The 18,307-nt window shown below is 51.8% G+C and carries 16 protein-coding genes; 8 read left to right on the forward strand and 8 right to left on the reverse strand.

Annotation, left to right across the window (positions count from 1 at the left end):
* Positions 1-77 precede the first annotated feature (77 nt).
* Both EV209_RS02465 and EV209_RS02470 read left to right on the forward strand, forming a co-directional pair.
* Positions 78-1,106 (forward strand): glycoside hydrolase family 88/105 protein, encoded by a 1,029-nt coding sequence (locus tag EV209_RS02465; RefSeq protein WP_130432716.1) that lies wholly within the window; start codon positions 78-80, stop codon positions 1,104-1,106.
* 1 nt (position 1,107) lies between these two features.
* Entirely contained in the window at positions 1,108-1,611 is a 504-nt protein-coding gene (locus tag EV209_RS02470) for a DNA-deoxyinosine glycosylase (RefSeq protein ID WP_130432718.1), read from the forward strand.
* Positions 1,612-1,737: 126 nt separating this feature from the next.
* Here EV209_RS02470 and EV209_RS02475 read toward each other — a convergent pair whose 3' ends face one another.
* Together EV209_RS02475 and EV209_RS02480 are read right to left on the reverse strand one after the other, a co-directional pair.
* Positions 1,738-2,319 (reverse strand): HdeD family acid-resistance protein, encoded by a 582-nt coding sequence (locus EV209_RS02475; protein ID WP_130432720.1) that lies wholly within the window; start codon positions 2,317-2,319, stop codon positions 1,738-1,740.
* 18 nt (positions 2,320-2,337) lie between these two features.
* Positions 2,338-3,207, reverse strand: coding sequence for a peptidoglycan recognition protein family protein (locus tag EV209_RS02480; protein ID WP_243647475.1), 870 nt, complete (start codon positions 3,205-3,207; stop codon positions 2,338-2,340).
* Between the two features lie 216 nt (positions 3,208-3,423).
* Between EV209_RS02480 and EV209_RS02485 the strand changes: the two genes are divergently transcribed.
* The 6 genes from EV209_RS02485 to EV209_RS02510 are packed head-to-tail and all read left to right on the forward strand — an operon-like array spanning position 3,424 to position 10,948.
* A complete protein-coding gene (locus EV209_RS02485) occupies positions 3,424-4,383 on the forward strand; it encodes a glycosyltransferase family 2 protein (RefSeq protein ID WP_130432722.1) in 960 nt (319 codons plus the stop codon).
* Positions 4,364-4,864, forward strand: a complete 501-nt coding sequence (locus EV209_RS02490) for a GtrA family protein (protein ID WP_130432724.1) — start codon at positions 4,364-4,366, stop codon at positions 4,862-4,864. The genes EV209_RS02485 and EV209_RS02490 overlap by 20 nt, the downstream gene beginning before the upstream one ends.
* A complete protein-coding gene (locus tag EV209_RS02495) occupies positions 4,861-7,806 on the forward strand; it encodes a YfhO family protein (RefSeq protein ID WP_130432726.1) in 2,946 nt (981 codons plus the stop codon). Before EV209_RS02490 ends, EV209_RS02495 begins: the two co-directional genes overlap by 4 nt.
* A gap of 2 nt (positions 7,807-7,808) precedes the next feature.
* The gene (argH, locus tag EV209_RS02500; protein WP_130432728.1) at positions 7,809-9,182 is read left to right on the forward strand and encodes an argininosuccinate lyase; all 1,374 of its coding nucleotides are present in this window, start codon (positions 7,809-7,811) and stop codon (positions 9,180-9,182) included.
* Positions 9,183-9,206: 24 nt separating this feature from the next.
* The gene (locus EV209_RS02505) at positions 9,207-9,662 is read left to right on the forward strand and encodes a pyridoxamine 5'-phosphate oxidase family protein (protein WP_130432730.1); all 456 of its coding nucleotides are present in this window, start codon (positions 9,207-9,209) and stop codon (positions 9,660-9,662) included.
* Entirely contained in the window at positions 9,650-10,948 is a 1,299-nt protein-coding gene (locus EV209_RS02510; RefSeq protein WP_130432732.1) for a M16 family metallopeptidase, read from the forward strand. Before EV209_RS02505 ends, EV209_RS02510 begins: the two co-directional genes overlap by 13 nt.
* Before the next feature lie 118 nt (positions 10,949-11,066).
* Here the strand turns inward: EV209_RS02510 and EV209_RS02515 are convergent, their stop codons facing one another.
* The 6 genes from EV209_RS02515 to EV209_RS02540 are packed head-to-tail and all read right to left on the reverse strand — an operon-like array spanning position 11,067 to position 18,101.
* On the reverse strand, positions 11,067-11,390 hold the full coding sequence (locus EV209_RS02515) for a cupin domain-containing protein (RefSeq protein ID WP_130432734.1): 324 nt from the start codon (positions 11,388-11,390) through the stop codon (positions 11,067-11,069).
* Positions 11,387-12,286 carry a mechanosensitive ion channel family protein gene (locus tag EV209_RS02520; RefSeq protein ID WP_130434135.1) on the reverse strand — a complete coding sequence of 300 codons (900 nt, stop codon included), beginning with the start codon at positions 12,284-12,286 and terminating at the stop codon, positions 11,387-11,389. Before EV209_RS02520 ends, EV209_RS02515 begins: the two co-directional genes overlap by 4 nt.
* 19 nt (positions 12,287-12,305) lie before the next feature.
* Positions 12,306-14,066, reverse strand: a complete 1,761-nt coding sequence (locus tag EV209_RS02525) for an ABC transporter ATP-binding protein (RefSeq protein ID WP_130432736.1) — start codon at positions 14,064-14,066, stop codon at positions 12,306-12,308.
* Positions 14,066-15,817: an ABC transporter ATP-binding protein gene (locus EV209_RS02530; protein WP_130432738.1), complete on the reverse strand. Its 1,752-nt coding sequence runs from the start codon at positions 15,815-15,817 to the stop codon at positions 14,066-14,068. The genes EV209_RS02525 and EV209_RS02530 overlap by 1 nt, the downstream gene beginning before the upstream one ends.
* Before the next feature lie 26 nt (positions 15,818-15,843).
* The gene (locus tag EV209_RS02535) at positions 15,844-16,938 is read right to left on the reverse strand and encodes a DUF3810 domain-containing protein (RefSeq protein ID WP_130432740.1); all 1,095 of its coding nucleotides are present in this window, start codon (positions 16,936-16,938) and stop codon (positions 15,844-15,846) included.
* Between the two features lie 17 nt (positions 16,939-16,955).
* Positions 16,956-18,101, reverse strand: a complete 1,146-nt coding sequence (locus EV209_RS02540; RefSeq protein ID WP_130432742.1) for a D-alanyl-D-alanine carboxypeptidase family protein — start codon at positions 18,099-18,101, stop codon at positions 16,956-16,958.
* Between the last annotated feature and the right edge of the window lie 206 nt (positions 18,102-18,307).

The raw sequence follows: 18,307 nt of genomic DNA on the forward strand, positions 1-18,307 counted from the left end.
GATTTCTCATTCCTACTTTATAATATAGATTATAAGTTCGTAAACGAAAATAAAACACAAAAGGAGAAAAAAATACTATGAAGATTAATTTTGACCGCCAGCATCTGCTGGATGTGCTGGACAGTGTATCCACTAAAACCATGACCATGGATCTTACCTGGGACTGGCCCTGCGGCGTAGCTTACTATGGCATCACAAAGGCCTATGAAGCCACCGGAAAACAGGAATATATCGACTGGCTGGCAGGCTGGACAGATGAATATATTGCTCTGGGGCTGCCCGGATGGAACGTAAACGCCTGCGCCATGGGACATATGCTGATCACGCTCTACGAAGTGACCGGCCAGGAAAAGTACTGGGACATTGTAATGGAGAAGGTGGATTACCTGCGCACCCGTGCGCTCCGCTTCGGTGACAGTGTGCTGCAGCACACCGTTTCATCCAAAAATGATTTTCCTGAACAGTGCTGGGCGGATACTCTTTTTATGGCCGCCTATTTTCTGCTGCGGGTAGGCGTGAAGCTAAAAGACGAGGATATCATCAACGACGCATTAAAACAGTATTACTGGCATATCAAATATCTTCAGGAGCCTGCCAGCGGCCTGTGGTTCCATGGATACAGCAACGTCCAGAAAAGCCATATGTCCGGCATCCATTGGGGCCGCGCCAATGCCTGGGGCGCCTACACCATGTCCAGAGTGAAGAAGCTGCTGAGCGACTGGTACCTGTATCCCGCCTGTATGGATATTGAATGTTCTCTACGGGACCAGCTGGCCAGCGTCAAGCTGCTTCAGACAGAAAACGGCCTGTGGCGTACCGTGCTGGATGATCCGCAGTCTTATGAAGAAGTCTCTGCTTCCTGCGGTATTGCCGCTGCCATGATTAACAACGGCAACCCTCTGCATACAAAATATGTGCAGAAGGCTCTGTCCGGAGTGCTGGATAATATTACCGAGGATGGACGGGTGCTGAATGTTTCCGGAGGAACAGCTGTAATGAAAGATCTGGAAGGCTACCGCAATGTGCCCAGAAGCTGGACGCAGGGGTGGGGCCAGGGTCTGGCGCTGGCTTTCCTGGCAGCGCTGCTGATGCAGCCTGAGAATTAATATGGAACATGTTTTCCATGAAATACCACCGGTTTGGGATAATGCCTCCAGGATTTTGATCCTGGGGTCTTTCCCTTCCGTAAAATCAAGAGAAGAGAACTTTTTCTACGGCCATCCCCAGAACCGTTTCTGGAAGACGCTTTCAGCCGTTTTAGGGGAGGCCCTTCCATCCACAGTGTCTGATAAGAAAGAATTGCTGCTGCGCCGCCATATCGCTTTATGGGATGTAATCGCCTCCTGCCGTATTGAAGGTTCCAGCGACAATTCTATCCGGGATGTGGCGCCCAATGACCTGAACCGCATTCTCAAGGCCGCGCCCATCCGGCAGATTTTTACAAATGGTTCCACCGCCTCCAGGCTATACAACCGTTACTGCAGCCCTGTCACAGGAAGAGAAGCCCTCCGTCTCCCCTCTACCAGCCCAGCGAATGCAGGCTGGTCCGCAGAACGGCTGGCCTGGGCCTGGCGCGCGATACTGGACCCACTGGGAAACTCCTTCCCCTGAGTCAGCCATTCTGATGGAATCATCCTGAACTATGCCAGGGAAAAGGAACTTTCCTAAAAAAAACTCTTCCGGAAAATGACTGCACACAGCAGACAGATTCCAGAAGAGTTTTTTATTTGCCCGGTCTCAATCAATTCCGTTCTTCTTTACTTCAGGAAGGCCGTACCCTTTTTCCGCCTCTTTTGCCGCCTTCCCCATCCAGATATTCACAAACAGATTAATGACGCCCTGAACCACCAGGCAGATCCCGATCAAACGCACCCTCCAGGGTTCCTCTTTTGAGAAAGGGTCCCAGATCAGCAAAAGCCCCATGGCCAGCAATACGCCCGCCATCCCCAGGGCCCAGGCCCAGGGATTTTTCCTCAGCCGGTACAAGTCAATAGCATTCTGCAGCTTCATCAGCGCGTCCAAAAGCATATATACCCCCAGAGCCAGCGGCATCGCGTTCATCAGAAACTCCGGCGCAAAAATAATAAATGCGCCGAGAAGAACCGCAGACAGGCCAATCACCAGATCCATCCTGCCAAAATCCACTGTTTTTGCAGTACAATACCGGAACAGTCTGGGAAATCCCCAGAAAATAAGGATTCCTGCCAGAGCGTAAGCTACGATTCTCAGAGAGGTTTCCGGCAAGATCAGCAGCACCAGACCCAGGGCCACATAAACAATAGACACAACGATATAATATTTCTGATAATTCTCCGTCATCTTCGTTACCTCCCCCCCTCACTCCTGCCCTGACTGCAGATAAGTATTCACATCCTGCTTCAGCTGTTCCCAGGCTTCCGGATGATCCACATAGTACAGCGGGCACTTTTTCTGTGTTACATCAAAATGGCGCAGCAGATCGTTTCCTGTCAGCCCGTACTGCCTGCACAGCCAGGCGGTCAGCCGTATCAGTCCGTTATAAGTTTTCTCATTAAACTTTCCTTCCGCGTCCGGGTGGCATACTTCAATGGAAATCGTATCCACGTTTCTCCATTTTGTCGCATAAGCCACCTCGTTCAGCGGCACACACTGGACTACTTCCCCTTCCAGCCCCACCACAAAATGTGAGCTGGCCGAAGTGCCCGTATTATTTTTCAGCTGTTCAAAATAGTCTCTGTTCGCCTGAGCTGTAGTGTTGGGATTCCCCACGTAGTGAATCACAATATTTTTAATTTCCGGAAGCGCAGTCCCCGGCCGGGAATACGGATTGGGAGTCAGATAATCCACCTTCGCCCATGGAGGGCCGTCAGTCAATTTATTTTGGGGTTCCTCTTCCGTCTCCGCCGGTGTTTCTTCTCCGGAAGCATCCACAGAGGCGGCAGCCGACGCATTCACCGGCAGCGTCACCACCTCCGCAGTGCTTCCCGCATCCGGGTGTTTTTCTTTTCCTCTGGACACCAATGAACCAACGGTACTGCTGATCAGCACCACCAGGCCAACCGCGGCGGCAGCCATTACCAACATCAAACCATATCCTATAAACCTGCGGCGCTTTTCCCGCTTTCGCCGTTCCTCCCGCAGCCTGCGCAGTTCCCTGCGCCGTTCTTCTGTCAGCTTGTCCTGCGGGGCGTTTTTGCGAAAAGCCTCTTCTCTTTCTTTTTGATTCATAATTCACCTGCATTCTATCATTCCTCCGGCGGGCCGGATTCCATTTGATTCCATACGGCGGCCGGATAAAGGGCCGATGTATGGAGTATAACACATTTTATATTGTTTGTCACAGAATCCCCAGATTTTTTTCCTATAAACTTCTTTTGGGCAGATTTTTGTCATTTACATTTTGGCCTGTCTATAATACAATAGGAGATGTTTGGAGGAAAACCAATGAAAACGATTGATCTTGTAGTTCCATGTTATAATGAAGAAGATGTACTGAGGATTTTCTATCAGGAAACCGACAAAGTAGTGAGGCAGATATCAGGCTACTCCTTCCGCTATCTCTTGGTGGACGACGGCAGCCGGGACAAGACCCTGTCTGTGATAAAGGAACTGGCGGCCTCCCACCCTGAGGTGAAATATCTGTCCTTTTCCAGGAATTTCGGCAAAGAGGCGGCCATGTATGCCGGGCTCTGCCATGCGGATGCGGATTATGTGGTGGTAATGGACGCGGATCTCCAGCATCCTCCGGCTATGATCCCTGATATGATTGCAGGTGTGGAGGAAGGTTTTGACTGTGTGGCGGCGCGCCGCAGCAGCCGTAAGGGGGAATCCCGGATACGGAGTTTTTTTTCACGGCAGTTTTATAAATTGAGCAACCGGATGAGCGACGTCAAAATGGCATATGGGGCGGTGGATTTCCGTATGATGAGCCGGCGGATGGTTCAGGCGATTCTGAAGCTGTCAGAAGTACAGCGTTTTTCAAAGGGAATATTTATGTGGGTTGGTTTTGAAACCAAGTGGCTGCCTTATGAAAATGTGGAGAGGGCCGGGGGCGCCACAAAGTGGAGTTTCTGGGGATTGTTTAAATATGCAATTGACGGTATCACCTCTTTTTCGGTGGCTCCTCTGCGCATGGTTTCCGCTCTGGGCCTCATTATTTCCCTGATCGCCTTTGTTTATATTGTGATTACGCTGATTCAGACCCTGATTTTCGGCATCGCTGTGCCCGGATATGTGACCACGCTGTCAGCCGTGCTGTTCCTGGGAGGAATTATTGAATTTTCTGTAGGCATTCTGGGCGAATACATCTCCAGAATTTATATGGAGACAAAGAACCGGCCCATTTATATTCTGAAACAGACTAACCTGGAGGAGGAACGTACAGATGAAGGAAAAAATCTGTAATCTGCGGTTAATCCGCTGGATACAGAACTGGAAAATTACGAAAAAGCTTCTGGAATATCCCTTTTTTCAGAAGCTTCTTACCTATGAAATCATCACCTATATCATCTGCGGTGTGCTGACCACCATTGTAAATTATGTCAGCTATTTTGTTTTCCGGGCTATGGATCTCAGCGTGCTGGTATCCAATATCCTGGCCTGGGTCACTGCAGTGATTTTTGCGTTCTGGGTGAACAAAGTATTTGTGTTCCTCAGCACCAGCTGGTCTCTGCAGACATTATATAAAGAACTGATCCCTTTTCTCACAGCCCGTGCTCTGTCTCTGGCCTTCGATACAGGTTTCATGGTGGTGGCCGTGGATGTATGCCATTTCCACGAAGGGATCTCCAAACTGGCGTCCAACGTATTTGTAATGATAATGAATTACTTTGCCAGCAAATTAATTTTCAAACCAAAAAAAGAAAGTACAGGAGGTAAGGCATGAAACAAACAGAACGGAGCGGACGGAGGTTTTCTTTTCGCCGTGTCAACTGGAAGGAGGCTGCGCCCTTTCTCTGCGCGTTCCTGATCCCAATCCTGATCATGATCGGGATTTTTATTGAACGGGGAATTTTCCCTTTCGGGGACAGAAGTTTTCTGCGCACGGATATGTATCATCAGTATGCCCCCTTTTTCAATGAATTTAAATCCAAGCTGTCAGACCATACCAGTCTGCTTTACACCTTTCAGATCGGCGGCGGCATCAATTTCACAGCTCTGTATGCCTATTATCTGGCAAGCCCCCTGAACTGGCTGCTGATCCTCTGCCCCCAGGGTCTGGTCATTGAATTTATGACCTATATGATCGTTCTGAAGATCGGCCTCTGCGGCCTGACCTTCGCTTATTATCTCAGCAGGCGCCAGAAAACGAAAAATATCAGTATAGCGTTTTTTGGCATTTTCTATGCTCTGTCCGGTTATCTGGCAGCCTACAGCTGGAACATTATGTGGCTGGACTGCATTCTTCTTTTCCCGCTGATCATGCTGGGGCTTGACAGGCTGATCGAGGAGGACAAGCCATTTCTGTACTGCATCACTCTGGGGCTCTCCATCCTCTCCAACTATTATATTTCTATCATGATCTGCATTTCCCTGGTACTGCTGTTCGTGGCGAAAATCGTGCTGCTGCCTCCCAGGCAGAGAAAGATGGTTACGCTGGAAGACGGAACCCAGGCAGAACGGCTGGTGCACACCAATTATTTGCGGAAACTTTTGTCCTTCGGCCTGTATTCCCTGCTGGCCGGCGGCCTGGCGGCCTGCGTGCTGCTCCCGGAGATCTGTGCCCTGCAGCTCACTGCATCCGGCAATTTTTCCTTCCCCAGCACCTTCACCTCCTACTTCTCTGTGTTTGATATGATCGCCCGCCATATGGTGAATGTGGAAGTGCATCTGGGACTGGACCACTGGCCCAATATATATTGCGGCGTGGCAGTGCTTTTCCTGATCCCTCTGTATATCATGAACAAAAAGTACAGTTGGAAAGAAAAGGCCGTATTTTTTGTGCTGATCCTGTTTTTCTATCTCAGCTTCAGCCTGAATGTGCTGAACTTTATCTGGCACGGGTTCCACTATCCCAATTCCCTGCCCTGCCGCCAGTCTTTTGTATACATCTTCCTGGTGCTGCTCATGGCTTACCGTGGCCTGGAGGGCATCCGGGAGCGGAGCCTGAAGCAGATTGTGGGAGCGGTATGGATCGCTCTGGGCTTCATTTTCCTGGCGGAAAAACTGATCACCCAGGATGACTTCAAATGGCATGTTTATTATCTCAGCGCCATCTTAGTCGCAATATACGGCCTTCTGGCCTATCTGTGGCGGAGAGGTTCCCTGCAGAAAGCCACGCTGATCATCCTGTGCATGACCCTGGTGGCAGTGGAAGCTGCTGTCAACACCAGCGTAACCAGCGTGACTACCGTTAGCCGCAGCGGCTATCTTCAGTATGACCAGTCTGTGGAGGAACTGATGGAAATCGCCTACAGCGAACAGGGCGACAACTTCTTCCGCGTAGCAAAACAGGACCGCCGCACCAAGAACGATGGTGCCTGGATGGGCTATCCTTCCATTTCCCTGTTTTCCTCCGTGGCCCAGGCCGGTATGACCACTTACTTTAAAAAGCTTGGCCTGGAAGGTTCCACCAATTCCTACAGCTACAGCGGCGCCACTCCTTTTATGTGGTCCCTGTTTGCCGTAGATTACGTTCTTTCCAACACAGAACTGGATACAGACGACAGTTTCCTGAAATTCGTGGATTCCAGAGGCTCTCTGACGGAGAAGAATTCCGCCACGGTCTATCTGTATGAAAACCAGTATCCTTTGTCCGTAGGTTTTATGGTTCCCGGGAATCTGAATGAGCTCTGGACCGGTTCCAGCAGCATTCCCCAGGAAAACCAGAATGAATTGATTCAGGCGATCACCGGTGTTTCCAATGTGTTTATGCCTGTTTCCAACGTGACCAGCCAGGGTAAAACCAGCTATATCACTCCTGATGTGGACGGCAGGGTATTTATTTATACTCAGAATTCAGCAAAAAAGATTTCTGTCAGCCATGACGGCTTCAGCAAGGATTATAATGATATAGACCGCGGTTTTCTGGCGGACGCGGGTTTCTGCAAAGCCGGGGAAATGATCACGCTTACGAATAAAGATGAAAATGCCACATCTGTCAGCGCGTCCGCTTATGTGCTCAATGAAGACGCCTATGCAAGAGCTTATGAAAAGCTGGCGGACAATCAGCTGAAGGTTACGGAATACCGGGACGGCTATGTGGCAGGGCAAGTTACCGCAGAAGGCACCGATACCATGCTGCTGACCAGCATCCCCTATGAGAAAGACTGCTGGACCGCCAAGGTTGACGGCGTGGAAGTGCCGGTGGAAACTTTTGCTGATATGATGATCAGCCTGCCGCTCACTCCTGGCACCCATACCATCGAACTGATTTACTACCCGAACGGCCTGAATATCGGCCTGGTGATCACCGGCGTCAGCCTGCTTCTGCTGTTCGCGCTCTATGCCCTCCGCAGGCTTCTGGATAACTACCGCAAGGATCATCCCAGAATCTGGCATGATGAGGAGGATACTGAGGAAGGCAGCCAGGAAAACCTTGATTCAGCCGGCGATACCAGCGCCGCTCCCCTTCCGGCTTCCTCCGGCCCTGAACCAGAAACTGTACCGGAAGAATTGCCGGAGGATTCCGGCGCAGTCTTCATGATTGAAAATGAGGCAGATACTGCTATGGAAGAAGAGCAGGATACTGCTCCGGAACAGGAATACACCATTGAGAAAGACAATCCCTCTCCTTTCTTTCCCGATGAGGAAGACAGCGATGTGGTGATTGAAACTCTGGTATTAGATGAGGATGACCAAACAGATAAACAGGAAGGAGAAATCTGAAGATGAAACTATGGGGCGGACGTTTTACCAAAGAAACTGACCAGCTGGTGCAGGACTTCAACGCTTCTATCTCCTTTGACCAGCGGTTCTGGCGGCAGGATATTGAGGGCAGTATCGCTCATGTGACTATGCTGGCAAAGCAGGGAATTCTATCCCGGGAAGACCGGGACGCCATCATAGGCGGCCTGACCGGCATCAGAGATGATCTGGAATCCGGCTCGCTGGAAATAGATGAGAGCTTTGAAGATATCCACAGCTTTGTGGAAGCCACGCTTACAGAGCGGATCGGAGAAGCAGGAAAAAGGCTTCATACCGGCCGAAGCAGGAACGATCAGGTGGCTCTGGACATGAAGCTGTACGCCAGGGAGGAAATCCGGCTGCTGGACGGCCTTCTGAAAAATCTTCTGCAGGCGCTGTATCATATTATGGAAGAAAACCTGGACACCTGCATGCCCGGTTTCACGCATCTGCAGAAGGCCCAGCCCATCACCCTGGCCCACCATATAGGAGCATATTTTGAAATGTTCCGGCGGGACAGAAGCCGCCTGCAGGATATTGCCCGCAGAATGAATACCTGCCCTCTGGGGGCAGGGGCGCTGGCGGGCACCACCTATCCTCTGGACAGGGAATACACTGCTGCTCTGCTGGGATTTGACGGTCCCACCCAAAACAGCATGGATTCTGTGGCAGACAGGGACTATCTGATCGAGCTTCTGTCCGCTCTGTCCACAGTCATGATGCACCTCAGCCGTTTTTCCGAGGAAATCATCCTCTGGAATTCCAATGAATACCGTTTTGTTGAGTTGGATGATGCGTACAGCACCGGCAGCAGCATCATGCCCCAGAAAAAGAACCCTGATATCGCAGAACTGGTCAGAGGCAAAACCGGCAGGGTCTATGGCGCTCTCGTCTCCCTGCTCACCACCATGAAGGGAATCCCTCTGGCTTATAATAAGGATATGCAGGAGGATAAAGAAATGGCCTTTGACGCCATTGATACCACAAAAGGCTGCATCCAGCTGTTTACCGGAATGATCGCCACTACCCGCTTCAATCGGGCAGTAATGGAATCCAGCGCCAAAAAAGGATTTACAAATGCTACTGACGCGGCGGATTATCTGGTAAACAGGGGCGTTCCTTTCCGGGATGCCCATGGAATCATCGGGAACCTGGTCCTGACCTGTATTGAAAAGGGCTGCGCCCTGGACGATCTGTCTCTGGAAGAATTTCAGGCAGCCAGTTCTGTATTTGAGAAAGATATTTATGAAGCGATCAGTATGAAAACCTGCGTGGAAAAACGTGTTACCGACGGGGCCCCGGGACCGGAAGCTATGCGCCGGGTTCTTGAAAAGTATCTGGAATATCTGAAAGATTAAACAATCCCCCGAAGGAGGATCGTCATGAGAAGAAAAGACAGAGAAATGGACCGCGCCTTTGCGGAAGAAGTGGCTGACACCTGTGATTTTGCGGTAATATCCATGACCGGCGAAGACGGCGCGCCTTACAGCGTGCCGGTTTCCGCTGTCAGGGACGGAGCTGCTCTCTACTTCCATTCCGCCATGAAAGGCAGGAAAACCGACTGCCTGCACCATCATCCCCGGGTACACATCTGCTGCGTGCGCGGCGTCCGCCCCCATACCTGCCAGTTCACTACTTCCTATGAATCTGCCATGATCGCCGGTTCCGCACAGGAGGTTACTGATCTGTCGGAAAAGCGGGCCGCCCTGAAGCTTTTGTGCCAACGCTACTGTCCCGGCAATATGGACGCCTTTGAAAATGAATTTGCTGTTTCGTCCTCCCGTACGGCTGTCTGGAAAATTAAAATTGAGGAGATTTCCGGAAAATGCAGAAAGTAGACTTTATGGGACAGGAACATTGCCTGAGCGCAGGCGGCGTTCCTGTTTATCTTTATTCCAATCCCTGCCTGCACAGCTTCTGTCTGGCTCTGTACATCAAGGGCGGCGCTCTGTATGAGAGGCCGGAAGAAAATGGAATTACACATTTCTGGGAACATATGGTGTTCCGTAAGCTGAATCATCTGCTGGACAATACCTTATACCAGCGTCTGGACCGGATGGGGCTGGATTTTACCGGATGTACCTATCGTGAATTTGTACAGCTGAAAATCACCGGCTCCCCTGTCTTTCTGGAGGAAGCCATCCGCCTGATGCTGCTGGTCTTCTCTCCCTTAGCCCTTCCGGCCTCGCTTTTGGACACGGAACGCCGGAGAGTAAAAGCAGAAATCCGGGAAGAAGATGAACGGCGGTCATTGGAATATTTCAGCAATCAAATCGTATGGGCCGGGTCTCCTGTAGCCCAGAGCATTGCAGGAACCCCTTCCGTACTGAACAGGACCACTCTGAAGCGCTTGTCCGCCTTTCAGGAACAGCTGCTGACAACGGACAATCTTTTTTTCTATGTAACCGGCTGTGCAGATCAGGATTCCCTTGCTCCGCTTCTGGCAGGGCTTGAGGCACTTTCTCTGCCTCACGGCAAATCCAGGCTGAATCTGGCTCCAGTTCCTGCGGAAATGTATTCCAGAAAGCCTTCCGTCCATATCAAACACAGCCAATACTGTTTTGTCAGGGTTTCCTTTGATGTAGATGCTGACGGCTGCTCCAACGCAATGCTGGATCTTCTGTATGATGTGCTGTTTTCCGGGGAATCCTGTCTTTTGTTTCAGGAACTCTCCGAAAAAACAGGGCTGATTTACAGTTATGACGCCCGCTTTGAACGCTTCTGCAACGTGGGAAGCCTGTATTTCCAGTATGAAGTTTCTCAGCGGAACCTCCTGGAATCTGTCCGCCAGCTCTCCGGCCTGCTGAACCGCCTCCGGTCAGGGCTGACAGACGGACTGGACCGGGTGCGCGCTCCTTATACTTATAATGCGGGGATGCTGCTGGACGACGTAGAGGACCTGAACTGGAGTATGGCTTATGAATGCCATATCCTGCAGGAATCCTATCGGAGCATTCCTGAACGCCGGAAAGCTTATGAAGCTGTCACTGTTTCGGACATGGAGGGGCTGCTGAAGAAGCTGATCAGGCCGGAAAATATGGTGGTGGCACTGAAGGGGAGTTCTGCAAGGCTGGAGAAGATGCGGGCGGAATTAGAGGAATTGATTATTTGGGGGATGCAATGAAGGAGAGTCGCGGGGAGGCGGCAGAAGAAACGCAGGAGGGTCCATGCCAATTCTTGGCTATACCCTCCTGCGTTTTTTCTGCCGCCTCCCTGCCTGGGCTTTTTCTGGATTCTGTCTTTTATAGAAAATCTTCCCGTACGGGGGTGAAAATGTCCAGCAGCACAGAGTCTTCCAGGGCGACCACGCCGTGCTCTATATCAGGGGCCATGTAATAAGTATCTCCTGTGCGCACTATTTTCTTTTCCTGGCCTGCTTCCTCCACTTCAAAGGAGCCGCTGACCACATAGCCGATCTGCTCATGGGGATGGGAATGGAGGGCCCCCACCGCCCCTTTTGCGAATTTCAGCTCGCAGGCCATTAAATTTTTGCTGTAGGACAGCACTTTCCTGGTAACGCCGCCTCCCAGATCCTTCGTTTCTGTCTCCTGATTTACTGTTATCATTGCTCCTCCTTCTCCCGGCTTTCCTGCCGGATATGCACGTCCAGCTGATTATAAGGTATTTCAATGCCGGCCTCGTCAAAGGCCAGTTTCACTTCTTCCATCATGCTCCAGTATTCCGGCCAGTAATCCTCTGTCCTGACCCAGACTCTTCCCAGCAGAGTGACGCAGCTCTCGTCCAGGGAATTTACTACTACCATTTTTTCCTGGTCCTGCAGCACTTTTTCCCGCTCTGTCATGATCTGGTACATGATTTCTTTGGCTTTTTTCAGATCCGCTCCATAGCTGATGCCCACTTTAATCACGATTCTCCGGTTTTCCTGAGCGGCTACATTAGTGATCGTACCGTTGGCCAGATCCCCGTTGGGCACCGTCACCTGTTTGTTGTCCACTGTGGACAGCTTCGTATAAAACAAGCCGATCATGGTCACGGTTCCTTCCACGCCTGACTTGTCCACAATATAATCTCCCACCGCGAAGGGCTTCAGCACCAGAATCAGAACGCCTCCAGCGAAATTTGCCAGACTTCCCTGCACCGCCAGGCCAACTGCCAGCCCTGCGGAGCCCAGCAGCGCGATAATAGAAGCAGTGTTGACTCCCAGCAGGCTGATGATCTGAAAAATCAGCAGCGCGTACAGCACCCAGCGCACCAGCATTTCCATGAATTTGCGGACGCTGATTTCCGTACCTCTTTTATCAAAGTATTTCTGAAGCAGTTTCATAGCCCAGGCAATCAGCCGTTTCCCCACAAACCAAAATAGAATGGCAAGGAATACATGCCAGGCGAATTTTCCCAGAGCGGGCAGCTGGCTTTCCACAGCTTTCCACAAGGCGCTCACATTCTGTTTCAGTTCCTCTGCGGCCTGGGTTTCCCCGGCTTCAACAGCCAGCCAAAACATCCTATCCACAAACTCCCTCCTATCGGCTCACCGCGAACTGGCTCTGGTACAGGTCCGCATAAAAGCCCCCTTTTGCCAGCAGCTCTTCATGAGTACCCTGCTCAATGATATGTCCTGCATCCATGACCAGAATACAGTCAGATTCCTGAATCGTTGACAGACGGTGGGCCACCACAAAGCTGGTGCGCCCTTCCATCAGCTTTTCAAAAGCCTTCTGTACACGGATCTCCGTCAGCGTATCAATATTACTGGTGGCTTCATCCAGGATCAGCATGGGCGGCCGTGTCAGCATCACCCGGGCGATGCACAGAAGCTGCTTCTGTCCTGCGGAAAGATTTCCTCCGTCCTCCGTGATCATGGTCTCATATCCCTCCGGAAGGCGCTTGATAAAATTATGGGCATAGGCGGCCTTTGCAGCAGCAACCATCTCTTCTTCCGTGGCGTCCTCCCGGCCATATTTGATATTATCCCGGACTGTCCCGCGAAACAGCCAGGTTTCCTGCAGCACCATTCCGTACATGCTGCGCAGGGTTTTCCGCTTCATCTCCCGGACGTCCACTCCATTCAGCCGGATGGCTCCCCGGTCCACATCATAAAACCGCATCAGCAAATTGATAATTGTAGTTTTACCACAGCCGGTGGGCCCTACTACCGCCACCCTTTCTCCGGCGCGGATATTCAAATTCAGATTCTCGATCAGCGGTCTTTCCGGCACATAGGAAAACGCAACATTTTCTATATCAACTGTGCCGTCGCAGCGCACCTGTTCCGCCAGACCGTAGTCTGAAGGCTCCGTCTCCTGGTCGATCACAGAAAATACCCGGCGCGCCGCAGCCAGCGCTGCCTGCAGCTCTGTGATCACTCCGGAAATTTCATTAAATGGTTTCGTGTACTGGTTGGCATAAATCAGAAAACTGTTAAGCTGCCCCACATTCAGGTTCCCCCGGACTGCGCTGACAGCGCCGATAATTCCTACTGCCGCATAAACCACCCCATTTACAAAACGCGTGCAGGGATTGGTCAGGGACGAGTAAAACTGCGCCATCACACCCACCTGGTTCAGCTGCTCGTTCATAGCGCTGAACTTTTCCACAGCCCTGTCCTCATAGCAGAAAGTTTTCACCACTTTCTGATTTCCCAGCATCTCCTCCACAAATCCCGTCAGTTCTCCGCGGATGGCGGACTGCTCTTTAAATTTGCTGTAGGTCCTCCTGGAAATAAAAGACGCCACAAAGAAGGACAGCGGAGTCAGCACCACCACCACCAAAGCAATGGTCACATTAATGCTCAGCATGAACAAAAGGGTTCCCAGGATGGTGACCACTCCGGTGAACAGCTGGGTAAATCCCTGCAGCAGCCCGTCCGAAATCCGGTCCACATCATCCACCATGGCCTGGATCAGGTCTCCATGAGAGTTGCTGTCAATATATTTTAGCGGCACCTTCTGCAGTTTTCCAAAAGCCTGCAGGCGGAGATCCCGGATGCTGTAGAATGACAGCTTGTTGGTGCAGTAGGTCATCAGCCACTGAAACAGCGAACTCACCAGAATCGCCGCGCCCATCCAGGCCAGCACCGGAAGGATCGCCGCAAAATCCACATCTCCCGGCCCCACTACATAATTGATGGCGTCGCCGATCAGGACCGGGATCAGAAGGGACATTCCAACTCCGATCAGGGCGCTGGCCACTGCCATAATCCAATATCTGCGGTAAGGCTTTGTCAGGGACAGAAGCCTGCCCATCACTTCAGATGATGTACTTTTACTGTCGTTCAGTCCCATCACTTGACCTCCTCTCCGCTGCTTTCCTGAGATTCACAAATTTCCCTGTATTCCTTACAATCCTTTAGCAGCTCTTCATGCGTACCTTTACCCACAATTTTTCCGTCGTCCAGAACCAGAATCTGATCTGCATGGCGAATGGAACTTGTCCGCTGGGAAACGATGACTACCGTCATATCCCGGCACTCGTCTTTCAGCGCCTGGCGCAGTCTGGCGTCTGTAGCGTAATCCAGGGCGCTGGAAGAATCGTCCAGAATCAGAATTTTCGGCTGTGCAGCCAGCGCTCTGGCTATCGTCAGCCGCTGTTTCTGGCCTCCGGAAAAGTTTTTGGCTCCCTGCAGGACCAACGTATCATAGCCTTTGTTCTGCTGCCTGATAAAATCCTGGGCCTGAGCTGTCTTTGCCGCCCACTCCAGCACCTCCTGAGGCGCGTCTTCATTCCCCCAGCGCAGGTTATCCCGTATGGTCCCGTAAAACAGCACTGCCTTCTGGGGCACAATGCCGATCTGCCGGCGCAGCGCTTTGAAAGAATAATCCTGAACCGGAATCCCATCCACCAGCACCTGCCCTTTTGTAGCTTCATAAAAACGGGGAATCAGGTTCACGAGAGTTGTCTTGCCGGACCCGGTGCCGCCGATAATTCCCAGCGTCTCGCCGGGCCTGACAGAAAACACAGCATCAGAAAGAGCATCCTTGCTGCTGTCCTTTTCCCCTCCCGGATAAGCAAAAGAAACATGATCAAATTCTATTCTGGGGGCTCCGGGCACTGGGCGGATCTGTCCCGGCTGCAGCTCACCCTCTTTCATTCCTGGCCGGATATCAAAAATTTCATTGATCCTGGCCGCAGATGCGCTGGCTTTCGTAAATATCACTACAAGATTTGCCACAACCACCAGGGCAAGGGAAATCTGCGTCATATAATTGACCATGGCATAGACCTCTCCCTGGGTCATCGCACCGTCCAGCACCCGGTATCCGCCAAAATAAATAATCAACAGAATCGCTGTATTCATGATCAGGAAAGTGGCGGGATTGAGCACTGCGCTGAGTTTTCCCACCCGCACCACCAGGTCAGTCAGCTCCTGGTTGGCCTCTTCAAACCGTTCTTCTTCTTTCTGCTGCTTTGCAAATGCCCGGACTACCCGGACGCCGGAGAGGTTTTCCCGGGTAATCAGGGAAATCCTGTCCAGGCGTTTCTGCCGCACACGGTAAAAGGGAATAGACCGGCTCATGACTGCATAGAGCACCAGGGCCACCAGCGGGGCCACGGCCAGAAAAATCAGTGACAGCTTCAAATCCAGCATCATGGACATGATAATGGCGCCTACCACCAGAAACGGCGCCCGCACCACCAGACGGATGAGCATAGCCACCGCCAGCTGTATCTGGTTTACATCATTGGTGACTCTGGTAATCATGGAATTGGTCCCTATCTTATCCAGCTCTCCATGGGACAGTTGATTGAGATGGCGGAACAGATCGTCCCGCAGCATTGTGCCCACGCCCTGGGACGCTTTGGCCGCACTGTACTGACAGATCAGCGCAAAGCAAAGACCCATCAGCCCAAGCGCCACCATCAGACCGCCCATGCGCAGAATATATCCCGTATCCTGATTTCTGATTCCCACATCTATAATCCGTGCCATCACCAGGGGCACAATGAGTTCAAATACTGCCTCTCCCAGTTTAAACGCAGGCCCAATCACAACCTGCTTTTTAAAATATTTCAAATATCTTGCCAATCGTATCATCGCAGTGCCGTTTCTCCTGTTCTTTCTTATTCAGCCTGTCTCTGCTGCTTTCTGTAATCCGCCAGCAGCAGATCCACCATACGCCCATAGCTCTTCGTACCGTCCGTCTGGCCGTTGGCTTTCAGGAAAGTGTCAGCTCCTTTATCATAAGCCTCTGCCACAGGGCCGTCAAATTGAGCCCACCATTTCCCGGCTGCTCCCCACTCCGCCTTTACCTCTTCCCGAAGGGATTCCCGGATCTCCCAATAGGCTTCTTCATTTTCCGGATACAGCGCATTGGTGGCGTATACAAAGGCCATCATGCTGCCGCTATAGCGGAACGCCGCATTTTCAGATCCCATGCAGGCCAGGTAAGCAATATAATTTGCTTCATCCTCCCGCATGAATCCCCTCAGATGTGAAAGTTCATGGCACATGGTGGAAGGCTTTTCATAATCCGGCATATCCCGGTTATAGTTTGCCTCAATGGTAAATGCAGAATACACTCCAGCCAGCTTTTGATAAGATAATGCTGCTGATGTCAGGATTTTCTTGGGCCTGGGATAATAGCCGTCCAGGGCCGGGAACTGCTCTCCCAGCTTTTTCATGGCCTCCCTCGCCTCCTGCTCCGCATCAAAATCCAGCACGCAGAACCCCTTTGCGTCCCGCTGCAAATCAGCGGCCGCTTCATTGACTTCCGCCAAAAGCCTCCGGCACAGCCCTTCCAGATCTTCAGCGGTGCTCTCTTCCACCGTCAGGTCGCTGACCTTTGAAAATTCATCCCGGTAGTAATTGATGCCGCAGGTCAGCGTTTCCACCGCCAAAAGCGACAGCGCGGCCAGCAGTAGCCCCCAGGCCCCGTTCGCCAGCGCCCTGCCGATGGAAGTCTTTCTTTTCACCAGCCGCACAACGCTGCGCACCAGAAGAAAAACCAGAAGCAGAACGCCGCCGTACAGGGCCAGCTCAATCAGAGAGGTGGGAACCAGGTTGGAAATCCTGGCCGCAGACTCCACAAACCATGGATAAACCGTAACCGCATACCACTCCCCAAACCAGTCTGTCTTCCTGGCCAGCAGGTTTCCTGCCAGTATCACTGCCAGCAGGATTCCGGCTGCAATCATTTGTTTTCTGTATCGCTTCATCTGCCCGTCTCCTTCTGTTATCTTTTTCTCAGTATGATCATATAAGTAACACAGAAAATTGTCCCTACCAGCAGCAGCGCGCAGCACGCGGCTGTCAGAACGATCACGATATCCGCCAGAACCTCCTGGTTCTCTGCAGCGGTCACCGGAACGTTTCCCGTCTCCGGCGGCAGCCCTTCCTCTCCGGCAGTCTCTCCTTCCTCTGCCGCACCGGATGCCGGGATACTTCCGTCTCCGCCGGCTGCGGCAGTTTCAGAATTTGCCGGGCTCTGTGCCTGCGTCGCCTGAGCGGCGGTTTCCTCCGCCAGCAGCTGATATCCATAATCCAGAAGTTTAGCGGTATCATTATAAAATTCTTCTTCCTCAGCCTGCATGATCACCACGATCAGCCGGACTCCGCCCCTTTCTGCTTCTGTAATCAGAGTGCGGCCTCCTTCATCTGTCAGGCCGGTTTTTCCAGCGATCACGCCTTCGCAGGCAATATCTCCGTGAACCATCCTGTGCCCCATCTCCATCGTTCTTTCCGGAGACAGGTTCGTCGCTGCCGCCTGGTATTCCCGGGTAGTATCAATCTTACGGAAAGTGTCATTTTTCATGGCCTCCCGGAAAATCAGCCCCATATCATAAGGCGTACTGTAATGCTCAGCTTCAAAAAGCCCATGGGCATTAACAAAATTGCTGCCTGACGCGCCGATCTGTTCCGCCCGTTCATTCATCAGAGCCGCAAACGCCTCTGTGGAACCTGACACATACTCCGCCAGGGCATTGGCGCATTCATTCCCGGAATTCAGAATCAGCCCGTACAGCACATCCTCCAGCGGCATCTGCTCCCCCTCCCGCCCCCTGGGTTCCATGGTGGAGCTGGGCTCAGCCAGATCTGTGACTGCGGTATGGGAAAAAGTCACCGGGGCCTCCAGATTTTCCGCGTGTTCCAGAACCACCAGCGCCGTCAGCACCTTTGTGGTGCTGGCAGGATAGAATCTGGCGTTCTCCTGCTCCCCCGTGATCATTCTGCCCGTATCCGCGTCCAGGATCACATATCCCTGGGCGCTGACCTCAGGAGCTACCGCGGCCCAGGTTGGAACCGCAGGCCCGGCGGCCAGCCCGGCAGCTGCCAGCACAGCGCAGAATACAGCCCTGATTTTCCATGATTTTCTTCTCATATGCCCTCCTCATTTACAAGGCAAAACTTCTTATCCATGATATCACGATTTTGCCCTGATTTCAATGAAAAAGAAGTCCGTTTGCGGCGCGCCGGAAGGATTATGGCATAGAGAACGCGGTTTCCCATACTAAAATAAAAAAACCTTGTCAGCGCAGGTAATTTAACGTTATAATAACAGAGTATTTTTACCCATGGCATCAGACA

Source organism: Cuneatibacter caecimuris, assembly GCF_004216775.1.
GTDB classification, from domain to species: Bacteria; Bacillota; Clostridia; order Lachnospirales; family Lachnospiraceae; genus Cuneatibacter; species Cuneatibacter caecimuris.